Raw genomic sequence first — 17,940 nt, 5'->3', positions numbered from 1 at the left:
AAGCGGTCAAATGAGATCGGATGCGGTGCTACGGCGTCTCCGGATCGAACGGCGAGTCCAGCGCCTGGGTCAGCTCCGCCAGCAGCGCCTCGATCTGCGGCTCCACGTACTGCGAGATCGCACCCTGCACGGCCAGACGATGCCGCAGGAGCATCCCGCAGATCTCCCGCCCGATCATGTTCGCGTACTCGTCGGCGAGACCGACCTCCTGACGCAGCGCCGCCTTCGCCTCGTCCGACAGCGGCGGCAGAGGCGGAAGCTCGGCCACGTCATCGTCGGCGAGAGCGGCGATCGTGAACAGGAACGGAGCGCCCGGCACAGGATCCGGGTCCAGCGGCATCCCCTCGTACTCGGGGTCGAGGTCCTCGGACGGACGATAGCTGCGCGCGCGGTTGCGAGCAGCCTGCTGATCGAGTTCGGCCTGGAGCATCGGCAGATTGCGTGCGGTGTACTCGGCGACCGCGTGGTCGACGACGGTCTTGATCCGGGTGGAGAGACCGTGCTGCACGCCGTGCGGCACGTTCGATCCGATGCCCACGGCCGAGAGGATCGGCGAGCCGAGGCAGCGCCGGCACGGCGCGACGCGGCCGCGGTGGGTGGCCGGCTCCCAGCGCGGCACCCAACGCAGCCAGGCCTCCACGGCCTGGTCGACCTGCGTCTCCAGCGAGCGCTCCACAGGTCAAGGGTACGGCGAACCGTGCGCGGACCGGAGATTTATGGCATCCGCGTCACGGATGATCGGGATCGTCCTTCTCCCACGGCCAGCGCGGGTGAGACGCGCGCGTGCGCCGGAGCGCGACCCCCGCCCAGCCGGCGACCGCCGCCGCGACGAGGACCACGAGGCTCGCTCCCCCGGTGATCAGTCCTCCCATGACCGCCAGCGCCGTGACGAACTCGCCCCTGACGACGAGGGCGGCGATGCCGACCAGGAGCAGATGCGCGAGGGCCGCGGCCAGGGCGATCGTCCAGACGGAGCGGAACCGGGGGCGAGCGATCCGGACGGCGAGCCAGAGGACGCCGGCGAACACGGCGACCGCCGCGACCATGCCCACGATGCCCGGGGCCTGCCCGAGCCCGGGGACGGCGATGACGTCGGCATCCGTCGCGATGCTCAGTGCGCCGAGGCCGAAGACGGCCAGGGCGAAGAACCCGATCGTCGTCATGGCCGTCGCCAGAACGGCCGAGACCCCCGCAGGCACCGGGCCGCGGGGGTCTGGCGTAGACATGATGCGGTTACCTGGACAGCTGAGGACCGGCCTCGAGCGTGCGCTCGTACTCGCGCTGGGCCTCGTCGTTGAGCTCGGTCTTGCGGGCGCCGCTGCGGGCGACCCAGGCACCGAACCAGATGGTCAGCTCGCGCCCGAGCACGAAGGCGGCGAGGGCGAGCGGGGTGAACAGCTGCTGCCCGACGAGCTCTGATGCCTCGGATGCCGTGATCAGCCAGAACGGCGCCTCGAACAGCTGGCCGAGGATGTACCCGAGATAGGCGGCGACGCCGACGAGCAGGCCGAAGACGACCCACAGACCCCAGCGGCCGCGGTTGATGATCGCGCCGAGGAGCCAGAAGCCGATGAAGAACACGACGACGGGCGTCCAGAAGCCCCACGTCATCAGCGGCGCGAGGGCGGCATCGGCGAGGTTGTCCGCCGTGACGTCGCCGGCGAGCGCACCGAAGCCGAGCTGAGCGGCGAGGTAGAGCACGGCGAACGCGAGCGTCGCCAGCAGACCGATCGCGCCGGCCGTGCCGCGGTTGCCGCGCTCGCGCGGCGGCTCGGGGGCCTGCACGAAGATGGGCTGCTGCTGCACGGACACCACCGCGGGGGCGGCTGCGCCGACGACGGGCTCGGACGGCACCACGCGCGTGTCGGTGTCGTCCTGCACGGTCGGACGGTACGCGGTGTCGGCGATCGAATCGTCGTGAGCGACGGACGCCGCAGGCTCGGCGGCTACAGGACGGAAACCGCCCTCATCGGATGCCGAGGCCGGTGCGGCGAAGGTTCCGGGGTGGTCGCGCTCTGCGGCCTCGAAGGCGGCGAGGTCGGGGTCGACGGCGTCCGCCGTCGCTTCGTTCTGCGTCGCGGTGGCATCGTGCGTCGTGGTGGCGTCCGCGGCATCCGCCGGGACGGCATTCTGCGTGGTGTCGGCATCTGCGGCCGGCGTTCCGTTCACGTCAGCGCGCGCCGCCTCGGCCTCGGCGAGGCCGGCGTTCGCGCTGTCGACGACGTCGTCGACGTCGGACTTCTGCTCGTGCTGGGGGACCTCGGGGTCACTCATGGGGGCGCCTCTCGTCGGAATGTGCAGTGCGAGGATATCGTCGCGTCGGCGCCCCGAAGCGGAGGCGTGCCGACGTGTCGTCCGACCCGCGATCGCGCGGCGCGGCGACGCTCAGGGGGTCTCTGCCGTGCCCGGCGCGACCGAGCGGAGCGTGTCGCCGACGAACTGCACCATGACCGGCCCCATCGGAACGGCGAGCCACAACAGCGCCGCCACGACAGCGGTGCAGATCACGCCCGCTATCCAGCTCAGCGCCATGTTGCTGCCGTCCGCCCGTGCCATGCTTCCACGGTACGACCGGTGCCCGGCGGCCGCCGGACGGACACGCGAGGGAGAGCGCAGCGGCGCCATCAGCCCTTCGTCGCCCCCGCCGTGAGCCCGCCGACGATGTACTTCTGCAGGAAGAGGAACAGCACCATCACGGGGATGGCCGCCATCACGGCGCCCGCCGAGAACGCCGACCAGTCCGCGTAGCGCGGGTTCGAGACCAGCTTGGTCAGACCCACGACGAGCGTCTGCTGCTCGGGGTCGATGAGCATGACGCTCGCGACCACGTACTCGTTGACCGTGCCGATGAAGCTCAGCAGCCCCACCACCGCGAGGATCGGTGCGACCAGGCGCAGGATGATCGTGAAGAAGATGCGCGCGTGACCGGCGCCGTCGATGCGGGCTGCCTCGTCGAGCTCCTTCGGGATCGTGTTGAAGAAGCCGTACATGAGGTACGTGTTCACACCGAGCGCGCCGCCGAGGTAGACGAGGATCAGGCCGGTGTGCGTGTTCAGGCCGATCGCGGGGAACCAGTCCCCCAGCGTCGTCATGAGGAGGAAGATCGCGACGACGGCGAGCAGCTGAGGGAACATCTGCACCACGACGATCGTGACCAGCCCCACGCGGCGTCCTGCAAAGCGCATGCGCGAGAAGGCATATGCGGCGCAGGCCCCGATGAACACCGTCACGAACCCGGTCACCACGGCGATGATCAGCGTGTTGAGGAACCACTTCGCATACGGGTTCTGCGGATCGGTGAGGATGCGCACGTAACTGTCGATGCCGACGGCGGAGAACAGCTGGTTCGATCCGGTGAGGGTGCCCCGCGGGTTCAGAGACGCGGAGAACACGTACAGCAGCGGGAAGATCGCGAAGATGCTGACGACGACGGCGACGAGGTGACGCCATCCGGTGTCGGCGAACCAGGCGCCGAACGAGCGCCGGCGGACCTTGGTGGGGGTCGTGGTGGTCATCTCAGTTCAGCTCCTCGAGCGCCTTGGTCTTGCGGAAGCTGATGATCGAGATCACAGCGACGACGATGAAGATGATGATCGTGAAGGCGGATGCCAGACCGTAGTCGCGGGTCTGGCCGGTGAAGGCGACCTTGTAGACCATCGAGATCAGGATGTCGGTGTGGCCGACCGGGATCGACACGTCGTCGAACCGCGGGCCGCCGTTGGTGAGCATGTAGATCAGGTTGAAGTTGTTGAAGTTGAACGCGAACGACGAGATCAGCAGCGGCGCGACGGTGACCAGCAGCAGCGGCAGCTTGATCTGGCGGAAGATCTGCCACGGGTTCGCGCCGTCCATGACACCGGCTTCGTTGACCTCTTCGGGGATGCCCTGCAGAGCGCCCATGCACACCAGGAACATGTACGGGAAGCCGAGCCACAGGTTCACGATGAGCACCGAGACCTTGGCGAGGACAGGGTCGGTCAGCCAGGGGATGGATGCTCCGCCGAAGATCACCTGGTTGATGAAGCCGAAGCTCTCGTTCATCATGCCCGCCCACACCAGGGCCGACAGGAACGCCGGGAACGCGTAGGGCAGGATCAACAGGATGCGGTAGCCGTTGCGGAAACGCATCCGGGTGTTGTTGAACACCAGCGCGAGCAGGAGGCCGAGGAAGAAGGTCGACGCCACCGAGATCAGGGCGAAGACGAAGGTCCAGATCGTGACCGAGATGAGCGGCCCGCGGATCGACTCATCGGTCACCGCGCGGACGAAGTTGTCGAAGCCGACGGTGATCTGCCAGCCGGGCAGCAGCTCCTCGCCGTCCGCCGAGGTGAACGCGCCGGTGCCGATGTCTTCGTAGACGGTGCCCGAGTCGGTGTCGGTCATGGTGCCGGCGGCCTCGTCGTACTCGAGCGAGGAGACGTACAGGTACCCGTTCTGCCCGTCGGGCGTGCGGATGGCGCCGTCGTTGGGGTCGTCGCTGAACGGCACCGAGAGCTGCTCGATCTCGTTCGAGCGGGCCAGCACCTCCGCGAAGCTGAGAGAGGCCCATCCGTCGACCGCGGTGGCCTTGCCGCCGTCCATCGTCGCGCCGTCGACGTCTGCGAGCGGCTGGTCGTTCGTTCCGACGCTGACGTCGCCGTCATCCGGGTCGGTGACGAGCAGGCCGAGCGTGCCCAGCTGCTCCACGACGGTGACCGGGTAGGCGGGCGAATCCTCGACGCGCTCCTGCGCCGAGCGCATGAGGGCGGCGACGGCCTGATCCTTCGACCCGTTGTGACCGGTTCCGTAGTTCGTGAATCCGATGTAGCCGGTGTACAGCAGCGTGAACACCTGGAAGACGATCAGAAAGATCACGCCGGGCGTGAGGTACTTCGCGGGGACCGCCTTGCGCGAGAAGTAGATGTAGTTGACGAGCAGCGTGACGAGGACGACGAGCGCCAGCACGACCCACTCGTGGTGGGTGAACAGCACGAAGGCCGCGTAGAGGGCGATCGCATCGACGATCGCGAGGAGCACGATCTTCAGCAGCATCCAGCCGATGCGTCCGGACGCCGCCTCGGCGATGCTCGCAGCCTGACGCTGGCGCCGGGTCGGGGGCGGGGTCTGCTCCGCCTCGGTGGTGTCGCTCATGTTCATCCCGTCATCACGCTGTCGGGGCGAGCGCGGCTGCGCTCGCCCCGACAGGCTCACTGGTGTTACTTGATCGCTGCCGCGACGTCGTCGGCGAGCTTCTGCCAGGTCGCGGCCGGGTCGGCTCCGTTGATGATGGCGGCCTCGGCCACGCCCCAGAACTCCCACACGGCGCCCATGGCCGGGATGGCGGGCATCGGGACGGCGTCGGCACCGACGGTCTGGAAACCGGCGATGATCGGGTCGGATGCCGCGGTGTCGGCCGCAGCGGTGAGGGCGGGGAGGATGTTGCCCGCCTTGAACAGCTCGAGCTGGACGTCCTCGGTGCCGAGGTAGTTCACGAGGAAGTCGTTCGCAGCGACCTTGTTGTCGGACTCCGAGCTGACGAAGAAGCCCTTGACGCCGGCGAACGGCGAGGCGACCTGGTCGGTGGGGCTCGGGACGGGGTCGATCTCGACGTTGATGCCGCCGTCGACCGCGGCGCCGACGTTCCACGGGCCGGTCAGCCAGAAGGCTGCCTTGCCGTCGAGGAACTGCTGCTTGGCGATCTCGCCGTCGATGTCGGTGTTCAGCACGCCCGCGGCGCCCTGCTCCCCGAGCCACTGGGCGAAGGCGGTGCCGCCCTCGCTGCCGAGCTGCAGATCGGCGGCGTCGTAGCTGCCGGACGCGTCGGTGCCGAAGACGGGGGCACCGAAGGCCGTCTGGAACGGATACAGGTGGTACGGGTTGCCCTCGGCGCCCTGCTCGACGACGAACGGCTGGTCGAGGCCCGCGGCCTTGCCCTTGGCGATCATGTCGGCGAAGTCGGTGGCGGGCTCGGCGACGAGGTCGGCGTTGCGCAGCACGGCGATGTTCTCGACCGCGTACGGGAGCATGTACACGGAGCCGTCGTACGTCGAGGCCTGGAGGGCCACATCGAGGTAGTCGGATGCCGAGTCGCCGAGCTCGAGCGGAGCCACGACGCCGTTGGTGGACAGCTCGCCCAGCCAGTCGTGCGCGCCCATGGTGATGTCGGGGCCCTTGCCGGTCGGAACCTGCTGGATGAAGTCGTCCTTGATGGTGTCGACATCCTTGCCGACGATCTCGACCTTCACGCCGGTCTTCTCCTCGTACGCGTCAGCAGCGCCCCGGAGCGCGTCGACGCGCTCCGCATCCACCCAGACCGTGAGCGAGGAATCGGTGGACTCGTCGCCACCGGAGTTGTTCTCTGCTCCACCTGCAGCGCAGCCGGCGAGCGTGAGCGTGGAAACGGCGGCGACGGCGCCGAACGCGAGGATGCCCCTCTTGTTCACCTTCATTGGTGTGTGCCTCTCTTGATGCGTTAGGTGCTCGCAGAACTGCAAGCGCTTACAGTATGCATGGCAGGCGCCCGGTCTGGCAATCGCAGAAGCGGCCGATACCAAGCTGTAACAGAAGCGGGCGACCGGGCCGCGAGCATGGACGCGCTTTCAGAATCGTGGGGCGAACAGCGAATCGATAGGATGGCGCCATGGCAGACTCATCGTTCGACATCGTCAGCAAGGTCGACCACCAGGAGGCGGAGAACGCCCTCAACCAGGCCCGCAAGGAGGTCGAGCAGCGCTACGACTTCAAGGGCACCGGCGCCTCGGTCGAGTGGAGCGGCGAGTCGATCCTCATCAAGGCGAACACCGAGGAGCGCGCGAAGGCCGTCCTCGATGTGTTCCAGTCCAAGCTCATAAAGCGCGGCATCTCGCTCAAGAGCCTCGAGTCGGGCGACCCGTTCGCCAGCGGTAAGGAGTACCGGATCGTCTCGACGCTCAAGGACGGCATCTCGTCCGAGAACGCGAAGAAGATCGGGAAGATCATCCGCGATGAGGGCCCGAAGGGCGTCAAGAGCCAGATCCAGGGCGACGAGCTGCGCGTGCAGTCAAAGAGCCGCGACGACCTTCAGGCCGTGATCGCGCTTCTCAAGGGCTCAGACCTCGACATCGACCTGCAGTTCATCAACTACCGCTGAGCCGCCGCCCACCCGGTCACCCAGCGCTCCAGCCGCGCGTAGGCGTCATCGCGCGCGTCCTTGCGCGACAGGAACACGTCGTGCAGCGCCCCGTCGATGCGCTCGATCGTCACGGATGATCCGAGCCCGAGCGCCCGCTGCGCGATCCCGTCGACGGCGAGAACCGTGTCGGCCGAGGTCAGTTCGTCCGACCACCTCGTCGGCAGCGCCGAGCGCTTCGACAGGAGCACGCACACCGGCGCGGTGATCGTCAGGCCGTCGGCGACGGCTCGATGACCGCGCGTGATCGCGCGGAGCCAGCCGGCGTGCACCGGCATCGCGGGCACCGGGCGCCACGTCGGATTCGTCTCCATCAGGTCGTCGGGGTCAGCGACCGCCGCCTGCGCACGGGCGTAGAAGCCGAGGTCGATCTGCGGAGCGGCTTCCATCGGGCGCAGCCGCGCCTGCAGCTCGATCATCGGGATGATCGCGGCGCGCAGCGGCGCGAGCTGCAGTTCCAGCCACGGCGAGTTCAGGATCACGGCATCCGCAGCGTCCGGATGACGCGATGCCCACAGGCTCAGCACCAGGCCACCGGTCGAGTGTCCCATGAGCACCAGCCGACGATCGCCGACGGCATCCGACCGCATCGCCTCGAGCGCCGCGGCGATGTCCTCGTCGTACGTCTTCAGATCGGTGACGTAGCCGGGCGTCTGGCCGTCACGGAGGCTGCGGCCGTACTTGCGCAGGTCCAGGGCGAAGAATCGGGCGCCCTGAGACGTCCAGAACCTGGCCAGCCGCTTCTGGAAGAAGTAGTCCGACCAGCCGTGCACGTAGAGCACGTCGACCCCGTCGAGCATCGGGGGCGGGTCCGCCTGCGGCATCCCGCGCAGACGACGGACGAACCGCTCCCAGCCGCTCGGCGGCTCGGGCGGCGCCGGCGGCAGAGCACGCACCAGCGTCGCGACGACCTCACCCTCGTGATCCTCTCCGAGCGGCAGCGTGGTCTGCTCGAACTCGTCCCCGAGGACGTCAAGCAGCCACGCGGTCATGGCGTCAGTCTAGCCGCGGGCGGGATGCTTCGACTCGCTACTCCCCGCGGGAGATGCGGACCATCTCGTCGCGCGGAACGACCTTGATGCGGGCGCGGTCGTGCGGCCCCCCGAGGGCGATCTCGTGCTCGTCGAGGCGGTGCCAGCCGTCGAGGTCGGTCCACTGGACCCCGCGCGACTCGAGCAGCGCGGGGATAGCGGCCTCGGACGGGTCCTCCGGCTGCCACCACGAGCCCTGGTCGTTGACGAGGTGCTGCACGGTCTCCATCGCGTCGGACTTCGTGTGGCCGATCAGACCGACCGGCCCCCGCTTGATCCAGCCGGTGGCGTAGATGCCGGGAACGCGCTGGTTGGAGTCCTTCGCGATGACCTGGCCCTCGCGGTTCGGGATCACGCCGTGCTTCTTGTCGAACGGCACGTCCTTCAGCGGCGAGCCGAAGTAGCCGACCGCACGGTACATCTGGCCGATCGCGATCTCGCGCAACTCGCCGGTGCCGGTCACGCCGCCCGAGCCATCGGGCTGCGTGCGCTCGTAGACGATGGCCGCGACCCTGCCATCTGTATCCTTCTTGATCTCGACGGGCTTGGCCCAGAAGTGCAGGTGGAGGCGTCGGGAGGCCTCTCCCCCGGCGTTGTTCACCGACGGGCGGGTGCGCCACTGCTGCAGGATGCGGTCGATGACCTTGACCTGCTTGTTGCTGGCGACGGCGTCCTTGGAAGCCTCGTCGTAGTCGAAGTCCTCGTCGTAGACGACCATGTCGACATCGCGCAGCTCGCCGAGCTCGCGCAGCTCGAGCGGGGTGAACTTCACCTGGGCGGGGCCGCGACGGCCGAACACGTGCACATCCGTGATCTTCGACGCCTCGAGGCCGGCGTGCACGTTGTCGGGGATCTCGGTGGGCAGCAGATCCTCGGCGTGCTTGGCGAGGATGCGGGCGACGTCGAGCGCGACGTTGCCGTTGCCGAGCACGGCGACGGACTCGGCGTCCAGGGTCCACTCGCGGGGCACGTCGGGGTGGCCGTCGAACCAGCTGACGAAGTCCGCGGCGCCGAACGAGCCCTCGGCGTCGATGCCGGGGATGTCGAGGGCCGAGTCGCGGATGGCGCCGGTGGCGAAGATCACGGCGTTGTAGTGCTTCTTCAGGTCGTCGAGCGTGATGTCCTCGCCGAAGCGCACGTTGCCGAAGATGCGGATGTCGCCGCGGTCGAGCACGTCGCGCAGGGCGTTGATCACGCCCTTGATCCGGGGGTGGTCGGGGGCCACGCCGTAGCGGACCAGGCCGTAGGGTGCGGGGAGCTGCTCGAACAGGTCGATGGAGACGTCGAAGGAGCGCTCGGTCTTCAGCAGGATGTCCGCCGCGTAGATTCCGGCGGGGCCTGCGCCGACGATGGCAAGCCTGAGCTTGGTCATGGGTGTCCTTTCGGATGCTGCAGCTGCGCGGATCGGTCAGCTGCTGCGGTCTGCAAGAGTCTCGGCGAAGCGGATCAGGGCGTCGCGCACCGTGCCCTTGGGCAGGGGGGCGAGCGCCGCGGTCGCGTCGCGGGTCCAGGCACGCGCGAGCTCGAGCGTCTTCTGCGTGACGGCGTGGTCGCGCAGTTCGGCGAGCGGCTGGTCGAGGATGGCGGGGTCGGCTCCGTCGGAGATCCGGGCCACGCCGTCGTCGATGCGCGCGGCGAGCGCGGCGGATGCGGCATCCGTCTCGGCCTTCAGCAGCAGGTACGGCATCGTCGGCACGCCGGCGCGCAGATCGGTGCCGGGGACCTTGCCGGTCTCAGCGGGATCGGCGGAGAGGTCGATGACGTCGTCGAGGAGCTGGAACGCGACCCCGACCTTCTCGCCGTAGACGCGCAGCGGCTCCTCATATTCGGCCGGGGCGTTCGAGAAGATCGCGCCGCCCTGCGTGGCCGCGGCGATGAGGGATCCGGTCTTGTCGGCGAGCACCTGGATGTAGAACTCGATCGGGTCGTCGTCCTCCTGCGCACCCACGGTCTCGTGCAGCTGCCCGAGGACGAGGCGCTCGAACGTGTCGGCCTGCAGCCGGATCGCGCGCTCGCCGTTTCTCGACATGAGCTGGCTCGCCCGCGAGAACAGGATGTCACCGGTGAGGATCGCGACGTTGTTGCCCCACACCGCGTGCGCGGCCGGGACCCCGCGGCGGCGGTCGGCGCCGTCCATGACGTCGTCGTGGTACAGCGAGCCGAGGTGGGTCATCTCGAGCGCCTTGGCGATGTCGATCACGGCGGGGATGTTGCCCTCGCCGAGCTGTGCGGTCAGGAGCGTCAGCACGGGACGGATGCGCTTGCCGCCGGCCTCGTACAGATAGCGTGCCGAGGCGTCGGCGATCGAGTCCGCGACGTGCAACTCATCGGCGAGCCCGGACTCGACGAGGTCGAGCCCGTCTTCGATCTGGCGAACGACGCGTCGCGCGGCCGGGCCGACGAAAACACGGTCGCTGAAGCCGAGTCGGCTCGCGAGGCGCGAACCCGGTGCGGCGGGGTTCGAAGTCACGATCTCCACCCTACCCGCGGCTCAGGCCGCGCTCGTCGCACGAGGCGGGTTGATCGCGCCGGGCGCCGCCGGCTTGACCGCGCGATGCAGGGCGACGATGCCGAAGGAGAGGTTGCGGTAGTGCACCTCGGTCCATCCCGCCTCGCGGATCCACGCCGACAGCCGCTTCTGGTCCGGCCAGTCGGCGATCGACTCGTTCAGGTAGTCGTAGGCGTCGCCGTTGGTGCCGGCGAGGCGCGCGACACGCGGGAGGACCTGCGCGTTGTAGAAGCGGTACAGGCCGCGGAAGGCTCGGCCGGGCGGGGTGGAGAACTCGTTGATCACCATGCGTCCACCGGGCTTCGTCACGCGGAACAACTCGGCGAGCGCCTTCTTCGGCTGCTGCACGTTGCGCAGGCCGTACGACATGGTGACGGCATCGAACTCGTCATCGCCGAAGGGGAGGTTCATGGCATCCGCCTCCACGAAGGAGAGGTTGGGCAGGTGACCGTGGCGGCGCTTGCCCTCGGCCAGCATCCCGGGCGAGAAGTCCGCGGCGACGACGTCTGCTCCGCTGGCAGCGAGGGATGCCGAGGAGGATGCCGTGCCCGCAGCGAGATCGAGAATCCGCTCGTAGCGCTTCGGGGCCACGGCACGGGTCGTCGCCGCGCGCCAGAACGCATCGTTGCCGAAGGTCATGGCGGTGTTGGTCCGGTCGTATCCGGGGGCGACCTGATCGAACATGCCGCTGACGCGCTTCGGGTCCTTGCCGAGGTCGGCGCGGTTGGGCTCGTTCACGCGTCCAGTCTAGATCGCTCGAGCCCGAGCGCTTCCAGGCGGTCGAGCCAGCGGTCGGCGGTCGCGTCGTCGAACGGCGCGACCTGACGCCGGACTCGGTCTTCGAGGTCGAGGGTCAGCGCCTCGAGGCGGCTCATGACATCCGCCGGGTAGCCGTACCGGATGCTGTGCTCGGCCCACTCGTCGCGGTCGTCCACCCAGGTGCCGCTCGGACCCTCGACCGGATCCCGCTCATTCTCGAGGCGGATGACGTCGAGATCCATGTCGATGCCCGTCGCCAGCAGCGGGTCGTCGGTCCAGCGCACGTCCCAGCCGAGGTCGATGTAGACGCGCATCCCGATCGGATGGTCGCGATTGACCGTCAGGGCGAAGTCGCCCGACGGCGGCACGAGGGTGACGTTGGACGCCTCGGCGTAGAACTCCGCACCCGGGCGGATGCTGTGCCAGCCGATCGGCTGACCGACCCAGTCGCCCCACTCATCCGCGCCCAGGTACACGCATTCATGGCGCCAGTGCGGCGAGCCGTCCCACTTGCGCCACTGGAAGATCATCTCGGTTCCGGGTGCGGGACGCGTGCTCACTCCCCCACACTACGCGGCACGCCTGCCGGGGCGCGGGTGCGAACTATTCTGGGTATGTGACCCACCGCCTGATCGTGCAGACCCGAGAATTCGATCCGGTCGACGACCTGCTGGCGTATGCCGACCCCGATCGGCCGCTCGCGTGGCTCCGCCGAGGTGACGGGATCGTCGCCGTCGGCGACACGGTGCTGGCATCCATCCGGGTGCCCGCCGGCGAAGGAGCGCTGCGCAGCACGATCATGGCGGATGCCTGGCGCGCGCTCTCCGAGAACGCCGAGGTCGACGACCCCGTCGGCCTGCCGGGCACCGGACTGGTCGGGTTCGGGGCGCTGACGTTCGATGAGGGTTCGGATGCCGACAGCATCCTCCTCGTTCCCTCGATCATCCTCGGCAGGCACCAGGGGCGCGGGTGGATCACCCGGATCGCGCAGGCCGGGGACGACCTGCCGCAGGACCAGCCCGACGCCGCGCTCGAATCACGAGCGTACGGGCCGCATTGGGCGGGGACCGTCGGGCCGGGCGCGCAGTCGCCCGAGGGGTATCAGCGGTCCGTCCGCGCGGCGCTGACGCGGATCGCAGGCGGCGAGGCCAGCAAGATCGTGCTGGCCCGCGATCTGGCGGGCACGATTCCGGCCGGATCGGATCTGCGCCGACTCGTGCGGGCGCTGTCGACGGGGTATCCCGACACGTGGACGTTCGCGGTCGACGGCCTGATCGGCGCGAGCCCCGAGACCCTCGTGACCGTGCAGGATCGCACGGTCACCGCACGAGTGCTGGCCGGCACGATCGGGCGCGGAGCGGATGCCGACGAGGATGCCGCCGCGTCGGCTCATCTGGCGTCGAGCACGAAGGACATCGACGAGCACGAGTACGCCGTGCAGTCGTTGCTGGAGTCGCTGCGCCCGCACGTGCGGGCGATGGCGGCGAGTGAGCAGCCGTTCCTGCTGAAGCTGCCGAACCTGTTCCACCTCGCCACCGATGTCGAGGCCGAACTCTCCGAAGGCGAGTCCGCGCTCGACCTCGTCGGGGCCGTGCATCCGACAGCGGCCGTGGCCGGTACGCCGACGCCGGCCGCCGTGGCGGCGATCCGCGAGATCGAGCCGTTCGACCGCGGTCGATACGCGGGCCCGGTGGGCTGGATCGACGGCGACGGGAACGGCGAGTGGGCGATCGCGCTGCGCTGCGCGCAGTTCACGGCAGGGCCGGAGGCCATCGCGGTGACGGCGTATGCGGGCGCGGGGATCGTCGCGGCGAGCGACCCGGAGACCGAGCTGCTCGAGACCCGGGTGAAGTTCCGCCCGCTCGTCGACGCGCTGGCCTAAGTGGCGGCAAGCCTCTTCTTCTCGGCCTCGACGTCGAAGTCGGCGGCCGGCCACTGCGGGTCGATGTCCTCCACGGCCGTCAGCAGCAGCTCCTGCACGGCGAGCCTGGCGTACCACTTGCTGTCCGCGGGGACCACGTGCCAGGGCGCGGCCTCGGTCGAGGTCCGCTCGAAGACGGTCTGATACGCCGCCATGTACTGCGGCCACAGCATCCGCTCGTCGACGTCGCCGGGGTTGTACTTCCAGTGCTTGTCGGGGCGCTCGAGGCGCTCCATCAGTCGCTCCTTCTGCTCCTCCCGAGAGATGTGCAGCATGACCTTCACGATGCGCGTGCCGGATGCCGCGACCCGCGCCTCGAACGCGTTGATCGCGTCGTACCGGCGTTCGATCTCGTCCGCCGGCGCGAGCGCGCGAACCTTGCCGACGAGCACATCCTCGTAGTGCGAGCGGTCGAAGACGCCGATGAAGCCGGGCTGCGGCAGTCGCTTCTCGATGCGCCAGAGGAAGTCGTGCTCGAGCTCTTCCTTCGTCGGCGCCTTGAACGCCGCGAGCTCGACGCCCTGCGGGTCGACCCCGCCGACGACATGCCGGACGATCCCGCCTTTGCCCGCGGAATCCATCCCCTGCAGCACGAGCAGCACGGCGTCCTTCGCGTTGCCGGTGCGACTCGCCGCGAACAGGCGCTCCTGCAGCTCGCTGAGCGCCTCGATCCCGACGGCGAGCTCCTTCTCGGCGCTCTTCTTGCCTCCCGCGTAGCCGGGGTGGCTGCCCGGATCGACGTCCGACAGCCGGAATCCCTCCCCCACGCGCAGAATCTCGGATGCCTCGTCGGTCCAGCCTCGGTTGCCCATCTGCCCATCCTGCCCGAGCACAGCTTCGGATCACACCCCCGATCCACCCCGTGCACAGCTTCGGATCACAGACCGGTCCACCCCGTGCACAGCTTCGGATGGGAGCACGAACACGCCAGGGCCGGGGCCATCAGCCCGGAGTGTCGGCCGCGGCATCCGAAGTTGTGCCCAACGGAGGGCGCGGCCGCCGGAGGCGTCAGCGCGGCAGCGGCACCTCGATGAGCTGGCGACCGGCGACCGGAGAGGTCAGTGCCTGGTCGAGGGCCGCGCGGGTCGTGATGCGCTGATAGCCCCACCCGTATGCTGCGGCCAGCTGCTCGAGCTGCGCGGTGTGCGGCGTGTAGAACACGCGGTCGAGGTCTTCGCGCGGTGCGGATGCCGCGACCTCGAGTCCGTCGAAGATCGTCCCGCCGCCATCGTTGCCGACGATCACCTGCAGACGCGGCTCTACTTCGTCGGGCGGCAGCAGGAGGGCGCCGACGTCGTGCAGGAACGCGAGATCGCCGAGGATCACGCGGGTGACGCCGGCTGCGCCGTCCGCCTGGCTCGCGAGCGCGATGCCGGTGGCGGTCGCGATCGTGCCGTCGATCCCGGCGAGTCCGCGGTTCGCGTGCACGGGCACTTTCTTGCCGCCGAGCACGGCGTCGGCGACCCGGACGAGCCGGGACGAACCGAACATCAGCCGGTCGTGCGGCCAGGTCGCCCGCCACACGGCATCCACCAGCAGCTCGCGATCGAGCGGGCGGCGTACGGCCGCGAGCTCGGCGCGCATGGCGTCGCGACGGGCCGAGAGGTTCGTGGAGTGCAGGCCGTCCTGGTCGGGGGCGTTCTCGCTGAGGTCGACGACGGATGCGGCGGACGCCTGCATCCATTCACCGAGCCAGGCGCGGTCGGCGTCGCCGCGAGCGATGGTGACGGATGCCGCTGCCCGCGAGCGTCCGTTGAGGTTCAGCGCCTCGCCGCCGCGACGGCGACGACCTCGACGTCGTCGCGCTTCAGGAGGGCTGCGACCTCGCGGCTGAGAGTCGGGTGGCCGAGCACCACGGCGCGCTCGATGCGTCCGCCGAGGTCAGGATCGCGCAGGTGCTCCCGGTAGCCGTGTACGACGTACCTGCCGAACCGGGACCCGCTGACGATCTCGGCGATCAGGGGCCAGGATCCGGCGTGCGAGACGTCTTCCGCCGAGGGTCCGGCATCCGCACCCGCGATGACGACGGTGCGGGGCCCGTGCTCGAGCACGATCGGTTCGCCGGCATCCGCCGTCGGGGCCGCCCCGGGCGCTGCCGTGAAGTCGTCCGGCAGTGCCGTCGACAGCGGTTCGCGGGCGGGGAGGTTCAGATGCACGGGGCCCGCGACACCCGGCAGGCCCACCTGTTCGGCATCCGCTCCCATGGCCGCGGCGACGGCACGCGCGCCGAGACCACCCCACGAACCATCGCCGGGCACCGGCGCATCATGCTGCCAGCGCACGAACGCCCCGAACAAGCCGGGCTGGATCGTCGCCTGGTTCGCGCCGACGCCGCGCAGCTCAGGCGGTCGGTCAGCGGTCAGCAGCAGCAGGGGGATCCCGGAATGGAACGCCTCCATGGCCGCCGGCAGCAGATTCGCGGCGGCCGTGCCCGAGGTGCAGACGACGGCAGCCGGCACCCGCGTCTCACGGGCGAGGCCGAGAGCGGTGAAGCCCGCCACGCGCTCGTCGATGCGCACGTGCACGCGGATGGACCCCTGCCGGGCGAGATGGGTCGCGGCGAGCGCAAGCGCCTGCGATCGGGAACCCGGCGAGATCACGACATCGCGGACGCCGTGAGCGACGAGCTCGGCGAGGAGCGATGCCGCGGCATCCGCTGCCGGTGATGCCGTCATGAACGCGAGTCGGCGGCGGGGCCGTCGGTCTCGTCGTCAAGGCGGGCGAGCTCCTCCTCCAGCCGGCGGATGCGCTCATCCTGCTCGGTCTTGCTGATGCTGCGCAGGAACTCGGGGTCGTCGTCGGGCGCGACGGAGCGGATGCTCTCCTGGTCGCTGCGACGGCGTCGTCCGAGGACGAACCACAGGATGCCGCCGAGCACGGGGATGAGGACGACGATCGCGATCCAGGCGGCCTTGGGCACGCCCCGGTGCCGCGTCGCCGGCTGCACTGCGCAGTCCACGATGCTGAACACCCAGAAGACGAGGGCCAGGAAGCCCCCGACGATCAGTACTCTCGCCACGCCTCCAGTCTAGGCCGGTTCTCCTATGCGGGGTCGGTGAGCCTGGGCGGGCGTCGACGCGACGACGGGATTCGAACCCGCTGCGCTTCCGGGTATGAACCGGAGCCCGGAACCACCCGGACCGTCGCGATGTCTTCGACGCTACCGGGCGTGGATGCAGGCGACCAGGTTCGGACGGAAGATCTCGGAAAGCGACGCTGAATGTCGCCATGTTTCGCGCCGACCTACACTGGAGGGATGAAGTTGCCGCCGATTCTCGTCTACTCCGTGTTGCGGCTGCTGGCGTTCCTCGTGCCGCTGGCGATCATGTGGTTCTTCTTCCCGATCATGCGCGAGTACTGGTGGCTGACCGCGATCTTCGCCGCGCTCATCGGCATGAGCCTGTCGGTGCTGTTCCTGCGCAAGCCCCTCTCCGGAGCATCCGCCGACATCTACGAGCGGCGCGAGTCGCGCGGTCCCGGCCGGCAGAGCGCGGCAGCGCAGGATGCCGACGCCGAAGATGCCGCGCTCGACGCGCCGACATCCGGCGACTCGGGCGCACAGCGCGAGAGCTGATTCAGCCGACGAACGCCCAGTAGAGCGCGCACGCGTACGCGAGCGCACAAAGCGATGTGAGCCCGAGCGCGACCACGAGCTCCTTCGGCTGGCGGTACGTCCACACGATGAGGATGGCCGGCAGCCCTGCGAGCAGGGCCAGCAGCGCGAGCCAGGCGATCGGGTAGAGCAGCGCCAGACTGCTCGAGAGCAGGAACGGCACGAGCAGGAACACGGTGTAGACGATCTGGGTCGCCCTGCGTCCGATCAGCACGGTGAGCGTGCGCTTGCCGACCCGGCGGTCCTGATCGATGTCGCGCAGGTTGTTCGCCAGCAGAACGGCGCAGGCCAAGAGTCCCACTGCGACCGCCCCGATCCAGGCCTCCTGCGGCAGCTGGAACGCCTGCACCCATGTGGTGCCGAGTGTGGCGACGAGGCCGAAGAAGACGAAGACGAAGACCTCGCCGAGGCCGAAATAGCCGTACGGCCGCTTGCCGCCGGTGTAGAACCACGCCGCGACGATGCAGACGGCACCGACCGCGAGCATCCACCACTGCCCGGTGCGGATGACGATCGCCAGCCCGACGAGGGCGGCGAGTGCGAAGAACGACAGGGCGATGATGAGGACCGTGCGCGGGTCGACACGGCCGGATGCCGTCAAGCGGGCTGGCCCGACGCGGTGGGCATCCGTGCCGCGGACGCCGTCGCTGTAGTCATTGGCGAAATTCACGCCGATCTGCAGCAGCACGGCGACTGCGAGGCAGGCCAGCGCGATGACCCAGTGCAGCTCCCGGCCTCCGAGCTGGGCCGCGCCGGTGCCGATGACGACGGGGGCGATGGCCAGCGGTAGCGTGCGCAGACGAGCCGCGCCGATCCAGTCGCGCGCGGTGATCGGCGGGGCCTCGACAATCGGACGCTTGGCGGGGTTCCCGCTGGTTCGAACCGGCCTGCGGTTCCCGACCTTCTTCTTGCGCTTGGAGGATGCTGCCACGAAGGAAAATTCTAGTCCTGGCGCCTGTG

Annotated in this window: 18 protein-coding genes, 1 tRNA gene and 1 pseudogene; 3 read left to right on the top strand and 17 right to left on the bottom strand. The window is 69.3% G+C overall.

The genetic code is table 11. The annotated features are described in order from the left end of the window. Positions 1–28: 28 nt before the first annotated feature. The 7 genes from HWX58_RS01240 to HWX58_RS01210 all read right to left on the bottom strand — a co-directional run bounded on the left by HWX58_RS01240 (position 29) and on the right by HWX58_RS01210 (position 6,428). Positions 29–676, bottom strand: a complete 648-nt coding sequence (locus tag HWX58_RS01240; protein ID WP_175985182.1) for a spermidine/putrescine ABC transporter substrate-binding protein — start codon at positions 674–676, stop codon at positions 29–31. 52 nt (positions 677–728) lie between these two features. Next, positions 729–1,226 carry a DUF6121 family protein gene (locus HWX58_RS01235; RefSeq protein WP_250646036.1) on the bottom strand — a complete coding sequence of 166 codons (498 nt, stop codon included), beginning with the start codon at positions 1,224–1,226 and terminating at the stop codon, positions 729–731. A 7-nt stretch (positions 1,227–1,233) separates the two neighbouring features. Beyond that, complete coding sequence (locus HWX58_RS01230) at positions 1,234–2,274, bottom strand: ABC transporter (protein WP_175985180.1); 1,041 nt, start codon at positions 2,272–2,274, stop codon at positions 1,234–1,236. A 111-nt stretch (positions 2,275–2,385) separates the two neighbouring features. Continuing rightward, positions 2,386–2,556: a hypothetical protein gene (locus HWX58_RS01225; protein WP_175985178.1), complete on the bottom strand. Its 171-nt coding sequence runs from the start codon at positions 2,554–2,556 to the stop codon at positions 2,386–2,388. A 68-nt stretch (positions 2,557–2,624) separates the two neighbouring features. Next, positions 2,625–3,515 carry a sugar ABC transporter permease gene (locus tag HWX58_RS01220; protein WP_175985176.1) on the bottom strand — a complete coding sequence of 297 codons (891 nt, stop codon included), beginning with the start codon at positions 3,513–3,515 and terminating at the stop codon, positions 2,625–2,627. A 1-nt stretch (position 3,516) separates the two neighbouring features. Beyond that, positions 3,517–5,130 carry an ABC transporter permease subunit gene (locus tag HWX58_RS01215; protein WP_175985174.1) on the bottom strand — a complete coding sequence of 538 codons (1,614 nt, stop codon included), beginning with the start codon at positions 5,128–5,130 and terminating at the stop codon, positions 3,517–3,519. A 65-nt stretch (positions 5,131–5,195) separates the two neighbouring features. After that, complete coding sequence (locus tag HWX58_RS01210; protein WP_175985172.1) at positions 5,196–6,428, bottom strand: sugar ABC transporter substrate-binding protein; 1,233 nt, start codon at positions 6,426–6,428, stop codon at positions 5,196–5,198. Between the two features lie 191 nt (positions 6,429–6,619). Here HWX58_RS01210 and HWX58_RS01205 point away from each other — a divergent pair, with 191 nt between their 5' ends. After that, positions 6,620–7,108 (top strand): YajQ family cyclic di-GMP-binding protein, encoded by a 489-nt coding sequence (locus HWX58_RS01205; RefSeq protein WP_175985170.1) that lies wholly within the window; start codon positions 6,620–6,622, stop codon positions 7,106–7,108. Here the strand turns inward: HWX58_RS01205 and HWX58_RS01200 are convergent. Genes HWX58_RS01200 through HWX58_RS01180 form a run of 5 tightly spaced genes read right to left on the bottom strand, consistent with a single transcriptional unit; the run spans position 7,099 to position 12,006 of the window. Continuing rightward, entirely contained in the window at positions 7,099–8,139 is a 1,041-nt protein-coding gene (locus HWX58_RS01200) for an alpha/beta hydrolase (RefSeq protein ID WP_175985169.1), read from the bottom strand. The two genes, HWX58_RS01205 and HWX58_RS01200, sit on opposite strands and share 10 nt — an antisense overlap. Before the next feature lie 37 nt (positions 8,140–8,176). After that, positions 8,177–9,550 carry an FAD-dependent oxidoreductase gene (locus tag HWX58_RS01195; RefSeq protein ID WP_175985167.1) on the bottom strand — a complete coding sequence of 458 codons (1,374 nt, stop codon included), beginning with the start codon at positions 9,548–9,550 and terminating at the stop codon, positions 8,177–8,179. 36 nt (positions 9,551–9,586) lie between these two features. After that, positions 9,587–10,648, bottom strand: a complete 1,062-nt coding sequence (locus tag HWX58_RS01190) for a polyprenyl synthetase family protein (protein WP_175985164.1) — start codon at positions 10,646–10,648, stop codon at positions 9,587–9,589. 21 nt (positions 10,649–10,669) lie between these two features. Then, the gene (locus HWX58_RS01185) at positions 10,670–11,425 is read right to left on the bottom strand and encodes a ubiquinone/menaquinone biosynthesis methyltransferase (protein WP_284690590.1); all 756 of its coding nucleotides are present in this window, start codon (positions 11,423–11,425) and stop codon (positions 10,670–10,672) included. Further along, positions 11,422–12,006, bottom strand: coding sequence for a DUF402 domain-containing protein (locus HWX58_RS01180; RefSeq protein ID WP_250646035.1), 585 nt, complete (start codon positions 12,004–12,006; stop codon positions 11,422–11,424). Before HWX58_RS01180 ends, HWX58_RS01185 begins: the two co-directional genes overlap by 4 nt. Before the next feature lie 56 nt (positions 12,007–12,062). On the opposite strand from HWX58_RS01180, the gene HWX58_RS01175 reads away from it, so the two are divergent. Beyond that, on the top strand, positions 12,063–13,328 hold the full coding sequence (locus HWX58_RS01175) for an isochorismate synthase (RefSeq protein WP_227529361.1): 1,266 nt from the start codon (positions 12,063–12,065) through the stop codon (positions 13,326–13,328). On the opposite strand, the gene HWX58_RS01170 is transcribed toward HWX58_RS01175, so the two are convergent. The 4 genes and pseudogenes from HWX58_RS01170 to HWX58_RS01155 all read right to left on the bottom strand — a co-directional run bounded on the left by HWX58_RS01170 (position 13,325) and on the right by HWX58_RS01155 (position 16,515). Beyond that, the gene (locus HWX58_RS01170; protein WP_175985162.1) at positions 13,325–14,179 is read right to left on the bottom strand and encodes a polyphosphate kinase 2 family protein; all 855 of its coding nucleotides are present in this window, start codon (positions 14,177–14,179) and stop codon (positions 13,325–13,327) included. The two genes, HWX58_RS01175 and HWX58_RS01170, sit on opposite strands and share 4 nt — an antisense overlap. Positions 14,180–14,375: 196 nt before the next feature. Next, positions 14,376–16,042 (bottom strand): annotated as a pseudogene (gene menD / locus HWX58_RS01165) (2-succinyl-5-enolpyruvyl-6-hydroxy-3-cyclohexene-1-carboxylic-acid synthase). Then, positions 16,039–16,386, bottom strand: coding sequence for a PLD nuclease N-terminal domain-containing protein (locus HWX58_RS01160; RefSeq protein WP_175985160.1), 348 nt, complete (start codon positions 16,384–16,386; stop codon positions 16,039–16,041). The pseudogene menD and the gene HWX58_RS01160 overlap by 4 nt, the downstream one beginning before the upstream one ends. Positions 16,387–16,442: 56 nt before the next feature. Then, positions 16,443–16,515 (bottom strand) — tRNA-Met (locus HWX58_RS01155). 108 nt (positions 16,516–16,623) lie between these two features. On the opposite strand from HWX58_RS01155, the gene HWX58_RS01150 reads away from it, so the two are divergent. After that, the gene (locus HWX58_RS01150; protein ID WP_175985158.1) at positions 16,624–16,941 is read left to right on the top strand and encodes a DUF4229 domain-containing protein; all 318 of its coding nucleotides are present in this window, start codon (positions 16,624–16,626) and stop codon (positions 16,939–16,941) included. Between the two features lies 1 nt (position 16,942). Here the strand turns inward: HWX58_RS01150 and HWX58_RS01145 are convergent, their stop codons facing one another. Beyond that, positions 16,943–17,911 carry a 1,4-dihydroxy-2-naphthoate polyprenyltransferase gene (locus HWX58_RS01145; RefSeq protein ID WP_175985156.1) on the bottom strand — a complete coding sequence of 323 codons (969 nt, stop codon included), beginning with the start codon at positions 17,909–17,911 and terminating at the stop codon, positions 16,943–16,945. Positions 17,912–17,940: the final 29 nt, after the last annotated feature.

Origin of the sequence: Microbacterium tenebrionis, from assembly GCF_903645325.1 — a bacterium.
GTDB lineage: Bacteria > Actinomycetota > Actinomycetes > Actinomycetales > Microbacteriaceae > Microbacterium > Microbacterium tenebrionis.
Note: the sequence above shows the minus strand (reverse complement) of the source record. Positions and strands in the feature narration are given on the sequence as shown.

Excerpts from the sequence above, each read along its gene's own strand:
- HWX58_RS01235 (WP_250646036.1), bottom strand. The coding sequence starts at position 1,226 with ATGTCTACGCCAGACCCCCGCGGCCCGGTGCCTGCGGGGGTCTCGGCC.
- HWX58_RS01230 (WP_175985180.1), bottom strand. The coding sequence starts at position 2,274 with ATGAGTGACCCCGAGGTCCCCCAGCACGAGCAGAAGTCCGACGTCGAC.
- HWX58_RS01225 (WP_175985178.1), bottom strand. The coding sequence starts at position 2,556 with ATGGCACGGGCGGACGGCAGCAACATGGCGCTGAGCTGGATAGCGGGC.
- HWX58_RS01220 (WP_175985176.1), bottom strand. The coding sequence starts at position 3,515 with ATGACCACCACGACCCCCACCAAGGTCCGCCGGCGCTCGTTCGGCGCC.
- HWX58_RS01215 (WP_175985174.1), bottom strand. The coding sequence starts at position 5,130 with ATGAGCGACACCACCGAGGCGGAGCAGACCCCGCCCCCGACCCGGCGC.
- HWX58_RS01210 (WP_175985172.1), bottom strand. The coding sequence starts at position 6,428 with ATGAAGGTGAACAAGAGGGGCATCCTCGCGTTCGGCGCCGTCGCCGCC.
- HWX58_RS01205 (WP_175985170.1), top strand. The coding sequence starts at position 6,620 with ATGGCAGACTCATCGTTCGACATCGTCAGCAAGGTCGACCACCAGGAG.
- HWX58_RS01200 (WP_175985169.1), bottom strand. The coding sequence starts at position 8,139 with ATGACCGCGTGGCTGCTTGACGTCCTCGGGGACGAGTTCGAGCAGACC.
- HWX58_RS01195 (WP_175985167.1), bottom strand. The coding sequence starts at position 9,550 with ATGACCAAGCTCAGGCTTGCCATCGTCGGCGCAGGCCCCGCCGGAATC.
- HWX58_RS01170 (WP_175985162.1), bottom strand. The coding sequence starts at position 14,179 with ATGGGCAACCGAGGCTGGACCGACGAGGCATCCGAGATTCTGCGCGTG.
- HWX58_RS01150 (WP_175985158.1), top strand. The coding sequence starts at position 16,624 with ATGAAGTTGCCGCCGATTCTCGTCTACTCCGTGTTGCGGCTGCTGGCG.